At 59.0% G+C, this 20,014-nt stretch carries 15 protein-coding genes and 1 tRNA gene; 11 read left to right on the top strand and 5 right to left on the bottom strand.

The genetic code is table 11. The features are described from left to right. Window positions 1-25 precede the first annotated feature (25 nt). Together greA and DWV57_RS07015 are read right to left on the bottom strand one after the other, a co-directional pair. Window positions 26-511 carry a transcription elongation factor GreA gene (greA, locus tag DWV57_RS07020; protein ID WP_120020367.1) on the bottom strand — a complete coding sequence of 162 codons (486 nt, stop codon included), beginning with the start codon at window positions 509-511 and terminating at the stop codon, window positions 26-28. Window positions 512-529: 18 nt separating this feature from the next. Then, window positions 530-826, bottom strand: a complete 297-nt coding sequence (locus DWV57_RS07015; RefSeq protein ID WP_118526845.1) for a hypothetical protein — start codon at window positions 824-826, stop codon at window positions 530-532. Window positions 827-870: 44 nt separating this feature from the next. On the opposite strand from DWV57_RS07015, the gene DWV57_RS07010 reads away from it, so the two are divergent. Further along, window positions 871-2,397, top strand: a complete 1,527-nt coding sequence (locus DWV57_RS07010; protein WP_118526847.1) for an S-layer homology domain-containing protein — start codon at window positions 871-873, stop codon at window positions 2,395-2,397. A gap of 533 nt (window positions 2,398-2,930) precedes the next feature. Here DWV57_RS07010 and DWV57_RS07005 read toward each other — a convergent pair. Then, a complete protein-coding gene (locus tag DWV57_RS07005; protein ID WP_120020366.1) occupies window positions 2,931-5,015 on the bottom strand; it encodes an elongation factor G in 2,085 nt (694 codons plus the stop codon). Between the two features lie 243 nt (window positions 5,016-5,258). Here DWV57_RS07005 and DWV57_RS07000 point away from each other — a divergent pair, with 243 nt between their 5' ends. After that, the gene (locus DWV57_RS07000; protein WP_005944992.1) at window positions 5,259-5,738 is read left to right on the top strand and encodes a dCMP deaminase family protein; all 480 of its coding nucleotides are present in this window, start codon (window positions 5,259-5,261) and stop codon (window positions 5,736-5,738) included. Between the two features lie 448 nt (window positions 5,739-6,186). Next, window positions 6,187-7,185: an ornithine carbamoyltransferase gene (argF, locus tag DWV57_RS06995; RefSeq protein ID WP_097777271.1), complete on the top strand. Its 999-nt coding sequence runs from the start codon at window positions 6,187-6,189 to the stop codon at window positions 7,183-7,185. 56 nt (window positions 7,186-7,241) lie between these two features. Here argF and DWV57_RS06990 read toward each other — a convergent pair whose 3' ends face one another. Next, window positions 7,242-7,802, bottom strand: a complete 561-nt coding sequence (locus tag DWV57_RS06990) for a biotin transporter BioY (protein ID WP_120020365.1) — start codon at window positions 7,800-7,802, stop codon at window positions 7,242-7,244. Between the two features lie 284 nt (window positions 7,803-8,086). Here DWV57_RS06990 and DWV57_RS06985 point away from each other — a divergent pair, with 284 nt between their 5' ends. The 4 genes from DWV57_RS06985 to DWV57_RS06970 all read left to right on the top strand — a co-directional run bounded on the left by DWV57_RS06985 (window position 8,087) and on the right by DWV57_RS06970 (window position 10,564). Beyond that, the gene (locus tag DWV57_RS06985; protein WP_243112319.1) at window positions 8,087-8,662 is read left to right on the top strand and encodes a hypothetical protein; all 576 of its coding nucleotides are present in this window, start codon (window positions 8,087-8,089) and stop codon (window positions 8,660-8,662) included. A 122-nt stretch (window positions 8,663-8,784) separates the two neighbouring features. Continuing rightward, window positions 8,785-9,276 (top strand): sigma-70 family RNA polymerase sigma factor, encoded by a 492-nt coding sequence (locus DWV57_RS06980; protein ID WP_044954130.1) that lies wholly within the window; start codon window positions 8,785-8,787, stop codon window positions 9,274-9,276. Continuing rightward, window positions 9,263-10,402, top strand: coding sequence for a DUF4349 domain-containing protein (locus DWV57_RS06975; RefSeq protein WP_120020364.1), 1,140 nt, complete (start codon window positions 9,263-9,265; stop codon window positions 10,400-10,402). Before DWV57_RS06980 ends, DWV57_RS06975 begins: the two co-directional genes overlap by 14 nt. A gap of 85 nt (window positions 10,403-10,487) precedes the next feature. After that, a tRNA-Met gene (locus DWV57_RS06970) sits at window positions 10,488-10,564 on the top strand. Between the two features lie 127 nt (window positions 10,565-10,691). Here the strand turns inward: DWV57_RS06970 and DWV57_RS06965 are convergent. Then, window positions 10,692-11,582, bottom strand: coding sequence for a LysR family transcriptional regulator (locus DWV57_RS06965; protein WP_133303639.1), 891 nt, complete (start codon window positions 11,580-11,582; stop codon window positions 10,692-10,694). A gap of 231 nt (window positions 11,583-11,813) precedes the next feature. Between DWV57_RS06965 and DWV57_RS06960 the strand changes: the two genes are divergently transcribed. From DWV57_RS06960 to DWV57_RS06945, 4 genes are all read left to right on the top strand, one after another. Beyond that, complete coding sequence (locus DWV57_RS06960) at window positions 11,814-14,123, top strand: FAD-binding protein (RefSeq protein ID WP_120020362.1); 2,310 nt, start codon at window positions 11,814-11,816, stop codon at window positions 14,121-14,123. Between the two features lie 155 nt (window positions 14,124-14,278). Continuing rightward, window positions 14,279-15,178, top strand: coding sequence for a hypothetical protein (locus DWV57_RS06955; protein ID WP_120020361.1), 900 nt, complete (start codon window positions 14,279-14,281; stop codon window positions 15,176-15,178). Window positions 15,179-15,389: 211 nt separating this feature from the next. After that, window positions 15,390-16,832 (top strand): extracellular solute-binding protein, encoded by a 1,443-nt coding sequence (locus DWV57_RS06950; RefSeq protein ID WP_120020360.1) that lies wholly within the window; start codon window positions 15,390-15,392, stop codon window positions 16,830-16,832. A gap of 36 nt (window positions 16,833-16,868) precedes the next feature. Then, window positions 16,869-19,898: an EAL domain-containing protein gene (locus DWV57_RS06945; protein ID WP_243112318.1), complete on the top strand. Its 3,030-nt coding sequence runs from the start codon at window positions 16,869-16,871 to the stop codon at window positions 19,896-19,898. The last annotated feature ends 116 nt before the right edge of the window (window positions 19,899-20,014 follow it).

Here is a 20,014-nt window from a genome sequence, read left to right as displayed (position 1 = left end):
GGTTTCTCCTATTCGTTTAGCCTGCTCAGCCTGCAGCGTGGGTGATGTTCAGCACGGTGTACTCCACGGTGTGGCCGGTGGGCAGCAGCACTTCGGCCTTGTCGCCCACAGCCTTACCCAGCAGGGCGTGGCCCACGGGGCTTTCGTCGCTGATCTTGCCGTTCAGAGGGTCGGCTTCGGTGCGGCCCACAATGTCGTACTCCTCGTTCTCGTCCTCGCCGGCCATGAGGATGGTGACGTGGGTGCCCACAGAGACATTGTCCACGCTCAGCTCGCTCTCATCAATGATGACGGCGTTCTTGATCATCTGCTCCAGTTCGGTGATGCGGTTCTCCACCAGACCCTGCGTATTCTTGGCCTCGTCGTACTCGCTGTTCTCGGAAAGGTCGCCGTGGCTGCGTGCCTCCTTGATCTCTTCGGCCAGCTCCTTGCGGCGCACCGTTTTGAGGTATTCCAGTTCCTCCTGCATTGCCTTCAGACCGGCAGCGGACATCTTGATCTCTTGTGCCATTTGAGAATCTCTCCTTGTCTATTTGTTTTGCACAGCCGCAAAGCCGCACAATAATGCCATTTTGACTACATTATTATAATAGCAGGCGGCTGCTTTGTCAACAAAAAAGGCGGTGCTGGGGAGGAAATCCTGCCGTAATGCGCGCCGTCGGCGCGCAGATGATGTGCCTGCGCAATGATGTGCCGCTGGCGCGGCAAAGGCTGACCCGCCCGAGAAGTGATACTTTTGACGATTCACGCGCTTTTCAGGGCGATTCACGCAGGTTTGCTTCCAAAATCCGGTAAAGTGTGAGATAATCAAAGTACTGTAATACATACCCCCCCCCGTAAAAATACGAGGGAAAAAAGGAGGCAATCTGCATGAAACTACGCAAGCTTGCAAGACAGCTGGCCGCAGCGGCGGTGGCAGGGGCCATGGCCCTGAGCCTTTGCATGCCCGCACTGGCCGAAACGTGGAACATCAGCAATGGCAGTCATGGCTTCAGCAAGGTCGATTCCGTCTGCGTGACGGGCACCACAAGCGGGCGCACCGTGGAGCTGTTTGGCGTAGATGCAAGCAATGACGGCTCTTCGTCCGAGTACACGGAGACCGACGAGACCGTCCTCTCCGGCAGCGGTGCCATCTACACCAGCCTGAACGGGCACAGTGCGCCGGTGAGCGTGGCGCTGAACGAGTTGGACATCATGTTGGAGGATATTTCCGGCAGCGGTGCCTGTATCCGCACCTACGGTGACGCGTCGGTGGACCTGCGCGGCACAAACATTCTCACCATCCCGGGTAATTACGGCATCTGCTCGGATGACGGCAGCCTTACCCTTGGCGGCACCGGCACGCTGAACATCCGCAGCGGCATCGGCATCCGGGTGGGTGGCAGCTTTACCCTGAACAGCGGCATCGTGGACATCGCCGAAACCGAAACGTCCACGAAGGCCCTGCAAAGCGGTGTCACGGCGGACACCATCACCCTGAACGGCGGCCGCATCCATGTCTCGATCGCGCCACCCACTTCGGAAGATTACCACAACGATGCACTTTCTGCTCGCAAAGGCATTTTCATCCACGGCGGCAGTGTGGTAACAAAGACTGCCAGCACCGTCTCCGGCGCCGATACCGTCCAGCACCGCGCCCTTTACAGCCGCGATGGCGACATCGTTATTTCCGGCGGCAGTGTGCAGGCGGAGGGCGGCGAGCTCTACGCCGAGAGCGGCAGCATCCGCATCAGCGGCGGCGAAGTGAAAGCGCATACTTTGTGCGGCACAAAGGGCCTGAACATTTCCGGCGGCAAAGTGACCACCAAGGGCTTCAATGTGTCGGGCCCCATCGTGCTGTCCGGCGACGCAAAGGTGACCTTTGATGGCTATCTGGACGAAGGACCGCTGAGCCGGTTCGACCTTAGCGGCCTGACCACCGACGGCTACCTGCGCTATCAGCCAGACCCGCTTGATACCGATGCAGAGAAAGACAGCGAGGGCTACGTTGTCATTCACGGTACGCTGGAGCCCCAGCCCGGCGGCGACGCGGGCAATGCTTCCGGTGACGCAGGCGGTGCCATTGCCGCCGTGGTCCTTGGCAGCGCAGCCGTGTGGGGCGGCTACGAGGTGGTGACCCGGGTGATCCTGAATGAACTACTGCCCGAGGGTGCAGCCATCCCCGCAAACCGCGGCCAGCTGGCATTGCTGGTGTGGAACAATGCAGGCAGGCCCGAACCCGCCGCACAGCCCGCGTTTGCGGATGTGGCCGACGCTGACATGGCAAAGGCTGCACAGTGGTGCGTGGAGCAGGGCATTATGGAAGCCAAGAGCGCAGACACCTTCAAGCCCGAAGGCTGGACACCGAAGTTCAACGTGATCGAGACTTGGAATAAGGCATTCCCCAAGGCAAAGTAAATTGTAAATTTTCTCGTACATCCTTGACTTTTGCGCCAAAGTGCATATAGTAGAGATAGATAAGGTGATGAGAACTTATCCATAGGGTTCATGCAATGAACAAAGCAAAGCCCCCCGGTAGTCGGAATACCGGGGGGCTTCGTGTTTAGTGCTTACTGCCCTTGCACATCAGGCTGTCAAGCCACTTACAGAGATAGTATGCAACGACCTCTGCTGCAACAGTCTGGAAAAAGGTGATGAAATTTTCCACAAGGTTCACCTCCTTTCCGCGACAGGGGGATCGGAGAAGGGCCGCAGGCCCGGTATAACATAAGTTTCGACGCAATACAACAAAAAAGCCCTCCCGGAGCTCCTACTCCGAGGGGGCTTTTTGCCCGCAAAAACCCCCGCTGACAGAGGGAAAAGTGTCAACGGGGGTCGGGGTGATGTCGTATTTCGGTTGGAACTCCTTCAGTCAGAACCTGACGGCTCTGACAGCTCCCTCGGTGAGGGGGCTGTCTGCGCAGCAGACTGGGGAAGTTGACGTTTGCCGTTTAATCGTCTGCGCTCTCGTCCAGATTGCCCAGCTTCTTGGCCTGCTCCACAACGGCAGGCACCAGCATCTCGGGCAGAACCTCGTAGCGGGCAAACTCGGTGGTGAACCAGCCGCGGCCCTGCGTGGTCTGCCGGATGAAGGTGGTAAAGTTTGCAAGCTCTGCCAGCGGCACTTCAGCGATGATGGTCTGCAGGCCGTCCTCGTCCGGCTCCATGCCCAGCACGCGGCCGCGGCGCTTGGTCACATCGCCCATGATATCGCCGGTGTTGTCGTTCGGCACATGAGCCTTCAGGGTGTGGATGGGTTCCAGAATGACCGGGCCGGCCTCCGGCATAGCGGCCTTATAAGCCAGCTTTGCGGCCATAATAAAGGCCATCTCGGAGCTGTCTACCGGGTGGTAGCTGCCGTCCAGCAGGGTGGCTTTCAGGCCCACCACGGGGTAGCCTGCCAGCACGCCCTTTTCGGCGGCAAGGCGCACGCCCTTTTCAACAGCCGGGAAGAAGTTCTTGGGCACGCTGCCGCCGAACACCTTCTCCTCGAACACCACCTGCTCGCTGTCGCAGGGCTCGAAGTTGATGATAACATCACCGAACTGGCCGTGGCCGCCGGTCTGCTTCTTATGACGGCCCTGCTTCTGGCAGGCCTTGCGGATGGACTCGCGGTAGGCGATGCGGGGTGCTTCCAGCCCGATCTCCACGCCGAACTTGTTCTTGAGCTTGGCCTTCACCACGTCCAGATGCTGCTCGCCCAGACCGCCGATCACCTGCTGATGGGTCTCGGCGTTGTTCTCGTAGCTCAGGGTGGGGTCTTCTTCCATCAGGCGGGCCAGCGCGCTGCTGATCTTGCCCTCGTCGCCCTTCTTGGCCACAGTGACGGCCATGAACAGGCTGGGCTTGGGGAACACGGGGGCGGGCAGCTTGACCACGCGCTCAGCGTCGCACAGGGTGTCGCCGGTCTTGGCGCTCACCAGCTTTGCCACTGCGCCGATGTCACCGGCAATGATGCCGTCGGAGTCCACCTGTTTTTTGCCAATGACGGTGAGGGGCTTGGAGATCTTCTCCACATCGCCGGTGCGGGCGTTGGTGAGGGGTTCGCCTGCAGTCACCTTGCCGCTGACCACGCGCAGGTAGCTCAGCTTGCCCACGAACGGGTCGGCCACGGTCTTGAACACGTAGGCGGCGGTAGGCTCTGCTTCGGTGCAGTGCAGTTCCACCGGCTCGCCGGCGGCATCCTCGGCCAGCGTGCTGGCTTCGTGCTCCGGGCTGGGCAGGAGCTTGTGCATGTTGAACAGCAGCATATCCAGTGCCTGCTGGTTCACGGCGCTGCCGCAGAACACGGGGGTGATCAGGCCGTCCTTGACGCCCTTGCGCATGCCTTCCACGATCTCCTCGGTGGTGAAGGCTTCGCCGCCGAAGAACTTTTCCATCAGCTCATCGTCGGTCTCGGCAATGGCTTCGCTCATGGCCTCGATCAGGCCCTGAAAACGGTGGCCGATGTCCGGCAGGTCCACCTGGATCTGCTTGCCGCCCTCGTACTTGAAAGCCTTCTGGCTGAACAGGTTGATGTACACGGGGGTGCCGTCGTCCAGCTTGGCGGGTACCACGCAGGGGCAGACGGTGGAGCCGAACTTGATCTTCATATCCTCAAGGATCTTGAAGTAGTTGGCATTCTCCAGATCGCACTTGGAGACGAACACCATGGTAGCCTTGCCATTCTTGCGGGCCAGCTGGAACGCCTTTTCCGCACCCACAGTCACACCGCTGCGGCCGGACACCACCACCAGCACGCTCTCGGCGGCACGGATGCCCTCGTACTCACCGGCCTCGAAGTCGAACAGGCCCGGCGCATCGATCAGGTTGTACTTGATGCCCTCGTACTCCACCGGCACTACAGATGCCGACAGGCTGGCCTTGCGCTTTGCTTCCTCGGGGTCAAAGTCCGAAACAGTAGTGCCGTCCTCGACACGGCCCATACGCTCGGCAGCGCCCGAAAAATAGACCAGCGCCTCGGTGAGCGTGGTCTTGCCGCTGCCGGCATGACCGGCAATCAGGATATTGCGGATGTTGTTGCTTGCGTATTTCATATCGGTTTTTCCCTCATTTCCGCCGCACGGAGCATTCTCTCCGCTTTTGTGGCATATTTTACAAAGATAATACCACACTCAAAATGATTTTTAAATATTTCGTTTGAAAATTCTGACGAATCAAGCGCCAAACTTCGGGGCAAGGTTTTGTGCAAGTTGCACGGCAGTGCCAAAGTTTATTGTAAAACCCACAGCGATACGCTATAATAAAAGGCAGAATACAGGCACAAGGAGCATACCAAAATGAAACGTACCGATTACATCAACTGGGATGAATATTTCATGGGCATTGCGCTGCTCACGGCCATGCGCTCCAAGGACCCCAACAGTCAGGTGGGAGCGTGCATCGTCAGCTCGGAAAACAAAATTCTGTCCTTGGGCTACAACGGTATGCCCATTGGCTGCAGCGACGACGAGATGCCCTGGGAGCGGGAGGGCGCACCGCTGGACACCAAGTATATGTACGTGTGCCACGCCGAGCTGAACGCCATCCTCAACAGCGCCCACAATAACCTGAAAGGTGCGCGGGTGTACGTGACGCTGTTCCCCTGCAACGAGTGCACCAAGGCCATCATCCAGTCGGGCATTGCCGAGGTGGTGTACTACGGCGACAAGTACCACGACAGCGATTCCAGCGTGGCGGCGCGGTTCATGTTCAAAAAGGCCGGCGTGAAGCTGACTGCCTATCAGTCCACCGGACGGAAGGCAGAGCTGGAGCTGTGAACTTTTTTCATAGCATCTTGACTTTTGTGTGGGATTGCATATACTAAGGGTAGGAAGTTGGTTAGAACATTCCATTGTATCCACGCACAAAAAAGAGCCCTCTCAGAGTTGCAGCTCCGAGAGGGTTCTTTTTGTGCTTACTTGCCCTTGCGGTGACTCTCAAGCCACTTGCACAGGAAGTGTGCAGCTACCTGTGCTGCGCAACGGCGACGACCGCCGCCAGCGGCGGAAACAGGGAGAAGCTGTTGGGGCCGCGGCCTGCAAGATGCGAGTGCCGCCCAAGGCACGAAGCAGATGCAGGGAGCCGCAACCCGTACAGGATGCCAGAAGGGCAGCACAGCCAGTATAGCATATCCGACAGGGTATTGCAATTTTTTCAGAATCCCAGTATAATATATAATATAAGTATAAATATACAATAAAATTTGCATAGAGAGGGAAATATACAATGAGTCTGAAGAACCGCAGCTTTTTGAAGCTATTGGACTACACCCCTGCCGAGATCGAAGAACTGCTGGACCTTGCCGCAGACCTGAAGGCAAAAAAGAAGGCCGGCATCCGCCACAATGACCAGCTGGCAGGCAAGAACATCGCCCTGATCTTTGAAAAGACCTCCACCCGCACCCGTTGCAGCTTCGAGGTCGCTGCCCACGATCTGGGCATGGAAGTGACCTACCTTGACCCGTCCGGCAGCCAGATCGGCAAGAAGGAGTCCATCGCCGACACTGCCCGTGTGCTGGGCCGCATGTTCGACGGCATCGAGTATCGGGGCTACGGCCAGCAGATCGTGGAAGACCTTGCCCACTACGCCGGTGTGCCGGTGTGGAACGGCCTGACCAATGAGTTCCATCCCACCCAGATCCTGGCCGACTTCCTCACCATCCGGGAGCACTTTGGTCACCTGAAGGGCATCAACTTCGTCTACTTCGGCGATGCCCGCTACAACATGGGCAACAGCCTGATGGTGGGCTGCGCCAAGATGGGCCTGAACTTCACCGCCTGTGCACCCAAGAAGTACCAGCCGGACGCTGCCCTCGTGGCCGAGTGCCAGAAGATCGCTGCCGAGACCGGTGCCACTCTCACCTTTGAGGAGGACCCCGCCAAGGCCGCCAAGGGTGCCGACGTGCTGTACACCGATGTGTGGGTGTCCATGGGTGAGCCGGTGGAGGTGTGGGCTGAGCGCATCAACGACCTTGCCGCCTACCAGATCAACCAGCAGCTGATGGACATTGCAGGCCCGCACGCTGTGTTCATGCACTGCCTGCCCGCCTTCCACGACCACAAGACCACCGTGGGCAAGGAGATGGGCGAGCGCTTTGGCCGCGATGCCATGGAAGTGACCGATGAAGTGTTTGAAGGCCCCCAGAGCATCGTGTTTGACGAAGCCGAGAACCGGATGCACACCATCAAGGCCGTGATGGCTGCGACCCTTGGCTATGTAAAATAACGGATCACAAATAAAAAAGGGAGGCTGCGTTTGCAGTCTCCCTTTTGCTTTGCCTGTTAGGCCTCCTTCAGCTTCAGCACGCCAGCCTGTACCAGACGCTTGCGCAGCAGTGCACCCACGATGCAGCTCACCACGATCTTGGCGAGGTCCAGCGCAATGAACGGGTACACGCACACCGAAAGCGCATAGCCCAGCTCGCACTGCATCTGGAACACGAACCATGCGGTGCCCAGCACGTAGCAGGCGGCATCGCCCAGCACAAGGCCGATGCCGGAAATCACCGGCTGGCCCTTGCTCTTTTCGATGAACAGACCGCCGATGAAGGCCAGCAGCAGGTAGCCCACCAGATAGCCGCCGGTGGGGCCTGCCAGCTTGGCAATGCCCGCGCCGTAGCCGGAGAATACCGGCACGCCCACAAGGCCGATGAGCAGGTACACCGCCACGCTCAAGGTGCCGAACTTGGGCCCCAGCAGCCATACGGTCAGGCAGATGACAAAGTTTGACAGCGAAATGGGAATGGCCCCGATAGGCACGCTCAGCGGGCCAAGCACGCACAGCGCGGCGGCCATCAGCGCAGTGACAGCCATCTGATAGGTGGTCAGTTTTTTGTTTTTCATAGAATAGAATTCCCCTCTGTTAAAAATTTACAAGGCATCTGTGCCCGAGTATAACGCGGCAGAGGGAAGACGGTCAACAATGAAGTTGCAGCAGGGTTTACAATAGGGCGTGTTGTAATGCGTCGTAGAATATGGTAAGATGATAACAAAAAAGATTGACCGCCCTGCTTCCAAACTGTGCGGTCAATCTTTTTGACAAACGGGATGGAAAGCTGACCCTTGCAGTCAGCACCCCTTCTATGTTTAGAATACCGCATCAGCGTTATTTATCAAGGAGGTTCCCCATGGGTGGAGGACATGTTTCGCGGCCGGACTTCGGGATGCCGCAGCCGGACCCGGCCTACCCACTGACCGAGTTCTACCTGCTTTTGCAGCACGCACTGGACAAAGCGGGCCGCTTTGCGCTGCCTGCGCTGTATGCCCGCGTGCAGGCACCGGCCCGGCACATCTATCTGGACGAGGCGCGGGAATATTTGAGCCTTTCGCCTACCGGGCGGGAGGGGGATATCCGCCTGCTGGCCGAGGGCAGTCTGCAGCTGCTGTACAGCACCCTGCACGTCCAGCCGGACGGCACGCCTGCAGCCCTGCTGCTCACCGAGGAGTGCACCCGCGCCACGGTGGCGGTGCGGCTGCTGCCGCCCTTTGTGTGGGAGGACCCGCTGCCGCCGCTGCCGGACACTCCTGCGGCGTTGACGCTGCAGTTGACCATGCAGGATGTGATGCAGGCCGATACCGACCCGGCAGCGCTGGGCAGAAAGCTGGCTGGCACAGCGGCGAACAAGCGCTGGCTGCACCATCCGAAGGCCGAGACCTTCCTTGCAGAACGGGTGGCCCTGCTGCAGAGAGTATATAAAAGGTGATTTTCATAAATTTTTCCAACAATGCAATCTTCGGGGGCGTTCAGCCGTGTATAGGGTGAATGTCCCCCGTGGAATACGAATTCCACCAGCCCTGTACAGGCGGTAAAGGAGAGCTTGAAACTATGGGACAGCTGACCAGAAACGAAGTATTTACGCTGGCAGTGCAGAAATACAGCGATGCTGTTTACCGCGCTGCCATACACAATAGCCGATGCACAGCCGATGCCGAGGATGTGGTGCAGGATGTCTACGAGAAGCTCCTGCATTATAATGGTACGTTTGAGAGTGAGGAGCACCTCAAGGCGTGGCTGCTGCGGGTGGCCATCAACCGCTGCCGGGATCTGACCCGCGCAGCCCATCAGAAGGACACCGAGCTGGACGAGAACCTGCCCGCGCCCGATGCGTTTGAGGACGGCAGTGTGCTGGACGCAGTGCGCGCCCTGCCGGAAAACTACCGCAATGCCATCTATCTGCATTACTACGAGGGGTACACGGCTGCGGAGATCGGCCGGATGATGGGCGCACCATCCAACACGGTGCTGAGCTGGCTGCGGCGTGCCCGGGCGCAGTTACATACGATGCTGAAGGAGGAGATCGAAGATGAGGTGGTATGAGTATAAGATGGAGACGGATGACCTCTACGCCCCGGACGATCTGAAGGCAAAGCTGCTGGCCATGACCGACCAGCTGACCGAAGAAGAAAAGGCCCAGCCCATGATGAAGACCGCCGCACCGGTACCGGCCCAGTCCGCCCCGGTGCAGCCGAAGAAGAAACTGATCCGCTTTCCCGCAAAGCGGGTGGGCGCACTGGCGGCCTGTCTGGCGGTGTGTGTGGTAGGCTATGGTGCTTTTGCCACCGGACAAATCGGCCTTGGCGCAAAGAGCAGCAGCCCGGCGGTCTATTATTCTGCGGACAGCACTGCGGCGGTGATGTCGGCAGGCGGCGCGGACCGTGCCGCTGTGGACAGCCCCATGGCAGCCGATTACAGTCTGAACACCATGGCGCTGGAAAGCGGCGCAGACAACAGCACCGCTGTTTATTCGGAGGACGACGCGACAGCAGCGGCCCACAGCACCGACCACGCAAAGATCATCTACACCGCGAACCTCAGTCTGGAAAGCAAGGACTACGACGCAGCCCGCGCTGCGCTGGATGCTGCCCTTGCTGAAGCGGGCGGCTATCTGGAATCCAGCAGTGAATACTCGGATGCCGGTGACAGCCGCAGCGTCAGCCTGACCTACCGGGTGCCGCAGCAGAACTACGAGAACTTTCTTGCCGCCGTGGCCGAAGCAGGCAACGTGACCTACAAAAACCAGCAGGCCGACGACGTGACCGCCCAGTACATGGACGTGGAGACCCGGCTTGAAAATCTCAAGAACCAGCGAACCCGCCTGCAGCAGCTGCAGCAGCAGGCCGACAACCTCTCCGACCTGCTTGAGATCGAGTCCAGCCTGACGGATGTGCAGAGCCAGATCGAGAGCTGGCAGAGCCAGATGGACTGGTACAACGATCAGGTGGAAGAGTGCACCGTGTGCGTGAGCCTGAGCGAGGTGAGCACCTACTCGCCGCCCAGCGAGGGCTTCGGCAGCCGCTTTGTCAGCGCCCTTTCCGCTGGCTGGCAGAACTTTGTGGATGGCCTGCAGCAGGTCATCGTTGCCCTTGCCGGTGCATGGCCGGTGGTGGTGATCGCAGCCGCCGCCTGCGCAGGGTTCGTGGTTTGGAAAAAGAAGAAAAAATAAATCAAAAAATACTTGACATCCGCCCGCCCTTGTGGTATTATACTTGAGCAGTCAGCGAGAACCGCTGAGAGCACAAAGTAAATATCGCGGGGTGGAGCAGTCTGGTAGCTCGTCGGGCTCATAACCCGAAGGTCGTTGGTTCAAATCCGGCCCCCGCAACCACCAAGCGTTCTGAGATATCTCAGAACGCTTTTTTGTTGTCTGTATCCGATACGAAGAAGGGGCTGCGCTCGTTCAATGATGGCGGCAAAATCGTACTGCGCAGCGGTGCTTCTTCTATATTTACCATTTACAACCTGCCGTCCTCCACGGCACGGGCGTGCTCGGCGAGAGCAAGGGTCTTTAGTGTCTGGATCTCGGGCCGGGTGTCGCCCCGGCGGGTGAACAGGCAGGTGGGCATGGGCGGGAAGGGGAACATGAGGGCATGGAACCACTCTCTCGGGGAGCCATGCCCCCGCACCGGACTGAAGAACAGGCACTTGCCTGCCAGCATCCGAACATACTCCTTCTCGAAGCTGGGCACCATCAGCCAGCGCATAGGCACTTCCTCCATGCAGCGGCGAACGATGGAGACAAAAACGGCATCGCAGCTCTCAAAGCAGACGGTCTGCCCGGTGAGCTGCGGCGGTGTGAGGAAGCTTTCGGCACTGAGGGGGTTGTTGGGGCTTGCCAGCAGGTAGCACCGGGTATCGAACAGGCTCATCACGTCCACGGCACTGCCCACCGGCTCAGCAAGCAGCTGCACCAGTGCATCCACGCCGCTTTGCAGTACTTCCTCCGGCGGGCGGAAGGTGGAGTCGGTGACGACTTCCAGATCGCAGTCCGGCAGCTCCCGGCTCAGAGCCAGCAGCAGGTCGTGATAGAGCGGGTCGCGTGCGGCCATGGTGGCGGGTACCTGCAGCACCAGCTTTTCCCGCTGGCGCTGCCCGGCCGCAAGAGCAGCCTGAAAAGCCTCGTAGCCTTTGCGGGTGCTCTGGGCAAACTCGGCAAACAGCTGGCCGGCCTGCGTTGGCTCCACCCGGCAGGTGGTGCGCACGAACAGCGGGGTGCCAAGCTCCTCCTCCAACGTGCGGATCTGGTAGCTCAGCGTGGGCTGGGTGAGGAACAGCTGCCGTGCGGCGACAGAAAAGTTCAGTGTTTCGTACAGCGCCAGAAAGCAGCGCAGCTGGCGGTCGGTCACAGCAGAAGCCTCCCTTCGGGCAAAAGTGATACGCCAATTGTAACAGCGGGCCGGGAAAAGGTCAAGATAACTGATAGAAAAACTGAATAACTGCAAACGGGAAAATTGAATTTCTCTTTTGGTAAAGATTTAATTATAATGAATATCGTCAAAAAAACATCAAACTGTGTCCTGTGCAGCAAAATGTTTTGAGAAAAGAAGACAAGAAGAGAAAAGAAAGGGTTCCGCACTATGAACAAGATCTCGCGCAGAAACTTCATCCGCGCATCGGCTCTCAGCGCTCTGGGCGCTGCCGCTGCAGGCGCACTGTCCGGCTGCTCCAACAGCGCAAGCAGTGCTGTTGCTTCCTCTGCAGCAGGCAGTGCCGCTGCTTCCGAAGCACCGGCTGCTGCCGCTTCCACCATTACCTGGGACGACATCTTTGCCACCAGCTACTGCCAGTCCAACCGCGGCTCCAACCCGGATGCCAAGGCTCCCGAAACTCCTGAGGAGTACATCGAGCAGAAGGGCAACGGCGACATCATGGGTTCCATGATGGTGGGCATGGTCGATCCTCTGAACATTCCGGAAGAGCAGTTCATGAACAACAAGCCCGCATGGCTGGGCGACGAGCCGCAGCTGGCCGATAAGGTGGAGTACACCAAGGACTGCGAGGTCCTGGTCATCGGTGCTGGTCAGGCTGGTACTGCCGCTGCCCTGCGCTGTGCAGAAGAGGGTCTGGACACCATCTGCTGCGAGGTGCAGACCTGGGAAGAGTACGACAACTACGCCTGCGACCTGACCACCTACAACTCCAAGTTCTTCCTGGACAAGGGTGCCGAGAAGTACGACCCCATGGACATCTTCACCGAGTACATGGTCAAGGCTCTGGGCCACGCAAACCAGAAGATCGTCAAGGATTACGCCACCCGTTCCGGCGAAGCTCTGGACTGGATGCTGGCTGAGCTGGATCCCGACTATGTTGCAAAGTACGCTCACGCTGTGAACTACAAGGGCAACAAGCACTTTCAGAACCCCTGCAGCCACAGCTACTACTACGTTGGCATGACCCAGTGGCGTGATACCGGCACCGAGACCAACACCAACAACAACATGTGGCCGTATACCGTGCGACTGCTGCAGCAGAAGGCTGTGGAGAAGGGCTGTGAGTACATCTACGGCGCTCAGGGCCTGACCCTCGTACACGACAATGGCAAGGTCACCGGTGCCATCTTCACCGATATCGACGGCAAGTACTTCCAGGTCAACGCCGACGCTGTCATCGTGGCAGCAGGCGACTTTGGAGGCAACCCGGACATGCGTCTGGACCTGTGCGATACCCTGCGCAATCTGGCATGGTCTTACGGCAAGGACCGCACCGATGTGAACAACGTTTCTTCCATGGGCCGTGATGGCTCCGGCATCCGTATGATGATGTGGGCAGGCGCTACCATGGAGGCAGGCCCCCGTGCAGGTCAGGCAGCCGGCATCAACAGCCGTCCGTCCTTCCCCTTCGGCGGCATCTGGCCCATCTTTGGCAACGACGGCAAGCGTTTCTTCAATGAGACCATCACCCGCCACGGCTCCGTGGGCTATCTGGATATGATGCCCGAAGGCCAGAAGATGGTCTGCGTCACCGACTCCAACTGGGATGCATACTGCGAGTATCAGGCCTACGACCATCAGGCCATGGATCGCAGCAACGAGTACATGCTGGAGAAGGTCCGCAAGGATATGGCCAACTACAAGACCGGCCCCGACGGCTTCTCCGTGCAGGCATTTGCCCGCTACGGCAACGACCCCACCACCCTGTATGCTGCCGACACTCTGGAAGAGCTGGCCGACATCATGGGCTATGAGGGTGACGCAAAGCAGGGCTTCCTGGACGAAGTGAAGCACTGGAACGAGATGTGCGATGCCGGTTACGACTCCGACTGGGGCGCAGACGCATCCATGATGCACTTCAAGATCCAGGATCCTCCCTTCTTCGCAGCTTCTGCCGTTACCGGCGGCAACCCCTCCGGCGGCCTGTGCCAGCATGCTGCTGTCTGCACTGACGGTGAGTACCGCGTTCTGACCGGTGCCAAGGCACCCATCCCCGGCCTGTACGCTGTCGGCAACTGCTGCGGCCAGCGCTACGGTGTGCAGTACCACACCCCCACCGCAGGCAACAGCTGTGGCAGTGCATTCGTGACCGGTTACCTGGCTGCTGAGTATGTCAAGAACGATCTGGACAACGGCATTGGCGGCGAGAACTCTGCCGAGGAGCGTACCACCAACGGCAAATACTATGCCGGTACCTACACCTCCTCCAAGAACTCCAGCTACAGCACCGTCACCGTTACCATGACCTTCAGCGAGGATGCCATCACCGACTGCAAGATCACCTCTTCCGGCAACGAGGACCTGATGAAGGACGACCTGCGCTCCAGCATGGCAGCTGCCGTTGTGGAGAGCCAGGGCGATACCAGCGTGGATGCCATCACCTCTTCCACTCTGAGCTTCTCTGTCAAGGCTGTGCAGGAGGCTGTGGCCGACTGCATCGCACAGGCAAAGGCATAATTTCTCTTGCCAAACGGGCTGCTGTCCGATAGAATAAAGCTGTCGGTACCGCAAGCCCATCCTAAACGGTTTTTTCTTTCTTCTCGGTGCCGCGCCGGGGCAGGGCAAACCTCTGCTTCCGGTGCGGCATTGCTGTTGACGGAGGTCATATAATTATGGAAACTACCCCGCTTCACCCGGTGGTGATGAAGCTGAATTTCCCCTTCATCACCCGGAAGCCGTCCTTCAACGGACGCACCCTGATCGAGGGCCGCAACACCGAAATGCTGCATGAATATGTGCTGGCCATGGCGCTGGAGCTTAGGGCCAACGCTGCTGACTTTGCCGACTGCGAGGTGCAGGCCATCCGTCTGGGCGGTGGCTCGGCTTCCATTACCAACGGCAGCGATATCGACCACCTGCTGCGGCTCATCCGCAACTGTTACCATGTGGCCGAGAACGCGCCTGTCACCATGCGCACCTGCCCGGCGGACATCAACGGCGCGAACATGCCGTTCTACAACCGCTCCCACATCACCCGGTACGATCTGGAGCTGTACTCGCTGGAACCGCTGGATTTCTGCACGCTGGATACCCTCAACTATACCCAGCAGATGCCCTACATCACCCACGGCTTCCTGCGGGCGGACAGCCGCAACAGCATGGGCTTCATCCTGCTGTACGGCAAAAAGAACGTCTCCCGCTACGGTTTCCGCCACTCGGTGCTGGAGGCCACACGCCGCCCGGTGTGCCATGTCATCCTGCAGCGCTGCGCGGGCAGGGATATGCTGGACGATGCCGCTGCCGAGGCCCAGCTGGCCGAGGCGGATGAATTGTTGACGGCTGTGGGCTTTGTGCAGTATCTGCCGCGGCGCTGGGCAAAGCCCGGCTGCGAGGATAAATTCTGGCAGGGCGCTGCTGCCGGCATGGATGTGCTGGCCTTCGGCCTTTGCGCCTGCACAAAGCTGGACGGCATGGAGACCACCAACACCGGTGACCTGAGCGTTTATCTTGCCCACAGTGCGGATTATGAGCAGATCACTGTGTCCACCGTCCCGGCAGAAAAAACCGAATAACAGCTGCAAAGCACAGCTTTTCCCAGCCAATGGGAAGGGCTGTGCTTTTTGTTCCGATGGGTGGAAAGTTCTTCCGCTTTCTTGTGATTGTGAAGATTTTTGCCGGATTTTGTTTACGCACCCGGAAAAAGGTGGTATGATAGACTAGGTATAGTCGGGTGATATGGCAGCCGGAACGTCCTGCTGCGTGAGCGCTCTCAGGGGGGATTTGATGAAAAAATATCTCAAAGCGGTCGTGTCCGGGCTGTGCGCCGCGGCACTGGCCCTTGGCTGCGTTGGCTGCGGCAGCAGCGCCCAGAATGCAAAGACCACGCAGGTGACCAACATTACGGTGTGGACTTATTATAACGGCGACCAGCTGGAAAGCTTTACCGATCTTGTGGACAAGTTCAACGAGACCGTGGGTGCCGAGAAGGGCATCGTGGTGTCCACCGAGAGTCAGGGCAGCGTGAACGATCTGGAACAGAGCGTGATGGATGCTGCCGAAGGCAAGGTGGGTGCGCCCGCCATGCCCAACGTGTTCTCGGCTTATGCCGATACGGTCTATGCGCTGGATCAGATGGATATGGTGGTGGATCTTGCACCCTACCTGACCGATGACGAGAAGGCCCAGTTTATTGACGGCTACCTCTCTGAGGGCGACTTTGACGCCAACGGCAGCGTAAAGATCTTCCCGGTGGCAAAATCCACCGAGGTGATGCTCTTCAACGACACCGACTGGCAGCCCTTTGCCGAGGCCACCGGTGCCAGCTACGACGACCTTGCCACCGTGGAAGGTCTGGTAGACACCGCTGAAAAATACTACAACTGGACCGATGCCCAGACCGCTGCCCCGGACGACGGCAAGGCCCTGTTCGGCCGCGATGCTATGGCAAACTACATGCTGGTGGGCGCACAGCAGCTGGGCGGCACCATCTTTGAGGTGAAGAACGGCAAAATGACCGTCAACTTTGAGCACGATGCGGCCCGCAAGCTGTGGGATAACTACTACGTGCCCTTCGTCAAGGGCTGGTTTGCCGCCAGCGGCCGCTTCCGCAGTGACGATATCAAGGCCGGCAACGTGCTGGGCTATGTTGGCTCCTGTTCCAGCGCTACCTTCTTCCCCGCGCGGGTGACGAACGATGCCAACGAGAGCCACGATATCAGCATGAAGGCGCTGCCCAGCCCGGAGTTTGCAGACGGCGAAAAGGTTGCCGTGCAGCAGGGTGCCGGCATGGTGGTGACTGCTGGCAAGGAGGAAGAGATCGAAGCTTCGGTGGAGTTCCTCAAGTGGTTCGTCCAGCCGGAAAACAACATTGCCTTTGCGGTGGGTTCCGGCTATCTGCCTGTTACCAGGGAAGCCAACAGCATGGATACGATCACCTCCAGCGGCCTGACCCTGAACGACAGCATGGAGCAGATCCTGACCGCTGCCGTAGATACCGTGAACGGCAACCGCCTGTACACGCCCCACGCCTTTGCAGGCGGCAGCAGCGCCCGCAAGGTGCTGGAATACGGCCTGAGTGACCTTGCCGCTGCGGACCGCGAGACCGTGGAGCAGCGCATCGCCGAGGGTCAGAGCGCTGCGGACGCAGAAGCCGAGTTCCTGACCGACGATCACTTTGAGGCATGGTATCAGGATATCTGCAGCCAGCTCAAACGGTACGAGGGCTGAGCCGACGGAACACGCTGAGGAAGAGAGGTGATGGTGATGCTGTGCAGACAGAAGGATACGGATGCCGCCCGGCGCAAAAAAACGGGCAGGCCTATCTTCCGCACCATTTTTAGCGCCATGATGCTGGTGATGCAGGTAGAGGTGGTGCTGCTGGCAGTCAGCATTACCATTACCAATGTGGACGGCAGGCTGAACCAGAACGCCAAGGACATGCTCAACATGCAGGTGCGCAACCGCGTCAGCTACGTGCAGGACCTGATGCAGGATGCACAGAACCTGACCGATCTGTCGGAGCACATCAACAATACCGTTCTTGCCATGCAGGAAGAAGGCCAGCTCGATCTGGCCGAACTGAACACGAGCCGTGAGAAGAGCGACGCACTGCTCACGGCCATTGCGCCGGAGTTGGTGAGCACCCTGCGAGCAAAACCGGTCAGTGGCATCTTTGTGGTACTGAACACCGTGAATCTGTACAACCTTGATGTGGGCTGCGGCCTGCCCGGCATCTACCTGCGGGATCTGGACCCGGATGCCCGCCCTTCGGGGGACAACGCCGATCTGATGATCGAGCGCGGCAGCTCGGCGGTGGTCAAAAAGCTGAGCATCACCACCGATAAAAGCTGGCAGCCCACCTTGCGCTACTACGGCCTGAAGGGCAACGGCTTTTTCAAGACTCCCTTCCAGACCGCGTGGGAGGACGGCGCAAGGCTGAACGCTGAGGATTACGGCCGCTGGACCACCAGTGTCTATAAGATAGGCGACGACAGCCGCACCGCCATTGCCTACTCCCAGCCGCTGATCCTGCCGGACGGCACAATCTACGGTGTGGTGGGTGTGGAGCTGCTTACCAGTTACCTGCAGACAAAGCTGCCTTACAGTGAACTGCAGGACGGCAATACCGGCACCTACTTCTTAGTCTCCACCACTGCTGATGAGAAAGATACCTCCTTTATCGTCAGCAAGGCGGTCACTTCCAGCGAGGACGTGACCGCTTTGGAAGCACCGGCCGGCATGATGAACTGCGAACTCCGGGCGGACGAGTACTGGCTGACGCTACGGAATAAAGACTATTATGCCGTGGCCCTGCCCATTACCCTGTACAGCCGCAACGCGCCGTTTTCCAATGAGCGCTGGCTGCTGATCGGCACCGTGAACAGCAAGGTGCTGTTTGCCTTTGCAGACAATGTGCGCAGCGTGATCGCCATTGCCATTGCGTTTACGCTGGTGCTGGGCGCGCTGGGCAGTCTGGTCGTTGCCCGCAATCTGGCCCATCCGGTGGAGCTGCTGTATCACGAAGTGGTGGACGGGCAGGAGAAAAAGCAGTTCCCGCAGCTGTCCCATACCAACATCCGGGAGCTGGACCGTCTGGCCGATGCACTGACCAGCTTGAACAGCGAGCTGCTGAACAACTCCACAAAGTTTTTGCGCATCATGGACATGGCCAGTGTGGAGCTGGGCGGCTATGAGCTGCGGTTCGACACTGGCAGTGTGTATGTTACCGATAACTTTTTTGCGCTGCTGGGTGCCCCCCAGCCCAAGGATTGCTTCCTGAGTGTGCGCCGCTTTGAGGAAAAGCTGAGCCACATCCAACTTTCCCATCCCTGCACCACTACGGCAGAGGGGGACAAGATGCTCACCATCCGCAAGGAGGGCGAGACCCGCTACATCATGCTGCGCGTCACCAACGACCAGACCACGCAGGTGGGTCTGGCTGAGGACGTTACCGCCGCCACGCTGGAGCGCATGCGTATTGAGCACGAACGCGATTACGATATCCTGACCGGCCTGTATAACCGTCAGGCCTTCCACCGCGTGAGCGAAGAGCTGTTCCGCGATCCGCACCAGCTGGGCGTTGCAGCTCTGCTGATGATGGATCTGGACAACCTCAAGCACATCAACGATACCTACGGCCACGACTGGGGCGACCAGTACATCCACCGCACGGGTCGCTGCCTTGCTGAGAACACGCCCAACGGCACTGTGGTGTCCCGCCTTTCCGGCGATGAGTTCGTGCTGCTGTTCTACGGCTATTCCAGTCAGGATCAGATCCGTGAGAAGATCCGCACCCTGAGCAGCGCTATGCAGAAGAGCGTTGCCATCCTGCCCAGCGGCAATGAGCTGCGTATCAGCATTTCCGGCGGTGTGGCATGGTACCCGGCCAGCGGCACCGATATGGACACCCTGAAAAAGTATGCCGACTTTGCCCTCTATCAGGTCAAGCGCACCAACAAGGGACATCTGGAAGAGTTCAGCATGGAGATCTACCAGCAGGAAGCACAGGCCGCACAGCTGAGACGCGACTTCCAGCAGCTGCTTACCGAGGAGCGGGTGTACTATGTATTCCAGCCTATCTTCTCGGCCCGCACCGGCAAGGTGATGGCCTACGAAGCCCTGATGCGCTCCGATAGGGAAGCGCTGCGCTCGCCCGCTACCATCATGAAGCTGGCGCGGGAGCAGGGCGCACTGTGCGAGATCGAGCGGCTGACCTTCTTCAAGTCGCTGGAGACCTTCGACCACCTGCGCAGCGAGGGCCTTGTGCGCAGGGACACGATGCTGTTCATCAACTCCATTGCAAGCGTCTGCCTGCCCAGAGAGGACAGCGAGTATATGGAAAGCCGCTGGCATGAGCTGTGCCGCCAGATGGTCATTGAGATCACCGAGGAAGAGGAGATCGACCACGAAGCACTGGAGGCCAAGCGCCATGCGCCGGGCTTCTCCGGCATGTTCGCGCTGGACGATTACGGCAGCGGCTTTGCCAACGAGAACAGCCTGCTGGAGCTTTCGCCCCGGTTCATCAAGGTGGATATAGCCATCATCCGCGGCATCGATACCGACCCGGACAAGCAGCAGATCGTGCAGAACATCGTGGCCTATGCCCACCCGCGCAGTATGCAGATCATTGCCGAGGGCGTGGAGACCGCCGCCGAACTGCGCAAGGTCATAGAGCTGGGCGCGGATGCGCTGCAGGGCTACTTCCTTGCAAAGCCTGCCGCCGTACCGGCCCAAATGGCACCTGCCGCCCGCAAAATCATTGCCGAGTACAGCTCTGCATCCGACAGCGGCTGAATACGAACATAAAAAGTCCCGCAGAAATGCGGGGCTTTTGCATCTGCTACTGGCGTATTGCAGTTTGCTGCGGTATACTGGGATCGGGCAAACAACAGCACAGGGGGTGCTTTTTT

Origin of the sequence: Faecalibacterium sp. AF10-46 (genome assembly GCF_003604105.1) — a bacterium.
Taxonomy (GTDB): domain Bacteria; phylum Bacillota; class Clostridia; order Oscillospirales; family Ruminococcaceae; genus Faecalibacterium; species Faecalibacterium taiwanense.
Note: the sequence above shows the minus strand (reverse complement) of the source record. Positions and strands in the feature narration are given on the sequence as shown.

What these genes read in the sequence shown, in the direction of transcription:
- greA (WP_120020367.1), bottom strand. Translation starts at nt 511, where the DNA reads ATGGCACAAGAGATCAAGATGTCCGCTGCCGGTCTGAAGGCAATGCAG.
- DWV57_RS07015 (WP_118526845.1), bottom strand. Translation starts at nt 826, where the DNA reads ATGTATTACAGTACTTTGATTATCTCACACTTTACCGGATTTTGGAAG.
- DWV57_RS07010 (WP_118526847.1), top strand. Translation starts at nt 871, where the DNA reads ATGAAACTACGCAAGCTTGCAAGACAGCTGGCCGCAGCGGCGGTGGCA.
- DWV57_RS07005 (WP_120020366.1), bottom strand. Translation starts at nt 5,015, where the DNA reads ATGAAATACGCAAGCAACAACATCCGCAATATCCTGATTGCCGGTCAT.
- DWV57_RS07000 (WP_005944992.1), top strand. Translation starts at nt 5,259, where the DNA reads ATGAAACGTACCGATTACATCAACTGGGATGAATATTTCATGGGCATT.
- argF (WP_097777271.1), top strand. Translation starts at nt 6,187, where the DNA reads ATGAGTCTGAAGAACCGCAGCTTTTTGAAGCTATTGGACTACACCCCT.
- DWV57_RS06990 (WP_120020365.1), bottom strand. Translation starts at nt 7,802, where the DNA reads ATGAAAAACAAAAAACTGACCACCTATCAGATGGCTGTCACTGCGCTG.
- DWV57_RS06985 (WP_243112319.1), top strand. Translation starts at nt 8,087, where the DNA reads ATGGGTGGAGGACATGTTTCGCGGCCGGACTTCGGGATGCCGCAGCCG.
- DWV57_RS06980 (WP_044954130.1), top strand. Translation starts at nt 8,785, where the DNA reads ATGGGACAGCTGACCAGAAACGAAGTATTTACGCTGGCAGTGCAGAAA.
- DWV57_RS06975 (WP_120020364.1), top strand. Translation starts at nt 9,263, where the DNA reads ATGAGGTGGTATGAGTATAAGATGGAGACGGATGACCTCTACGCCCCG.
- DWV57_RS06960 (WP_120020362.1), top strand. Translation starts at nt 11,814, where the DNA reads ATGAACAAGATCTCGCGCAGAAACTTCATCCGCGCATCGGCTCTCAGC.
- DWV57_RS06955 (WP_120020361.1), top strand. Translation starts at nt 14,279, where the DNA reads ATGGAAACTACCCCGCTTCACCCGGTGGTGATGAAGCTGAATTTCCCC.
- DWV57_RS06950 (WP_120020360.1), top strand. Translation starts at nt 15,390, where the DNA reads ATGAAAAAATATCTCAAAGCGGTCGTGTCCGGGCTGTGCGCCGCGGCA.
- DWV57_RS06945 (WP_243112318.1), top strand. Translation starts at nt 16,869, where the DNA reads ATGCTGTGCAGACAGAAGGATACGGATGCCGCCCGGCGCAAAAAAACG.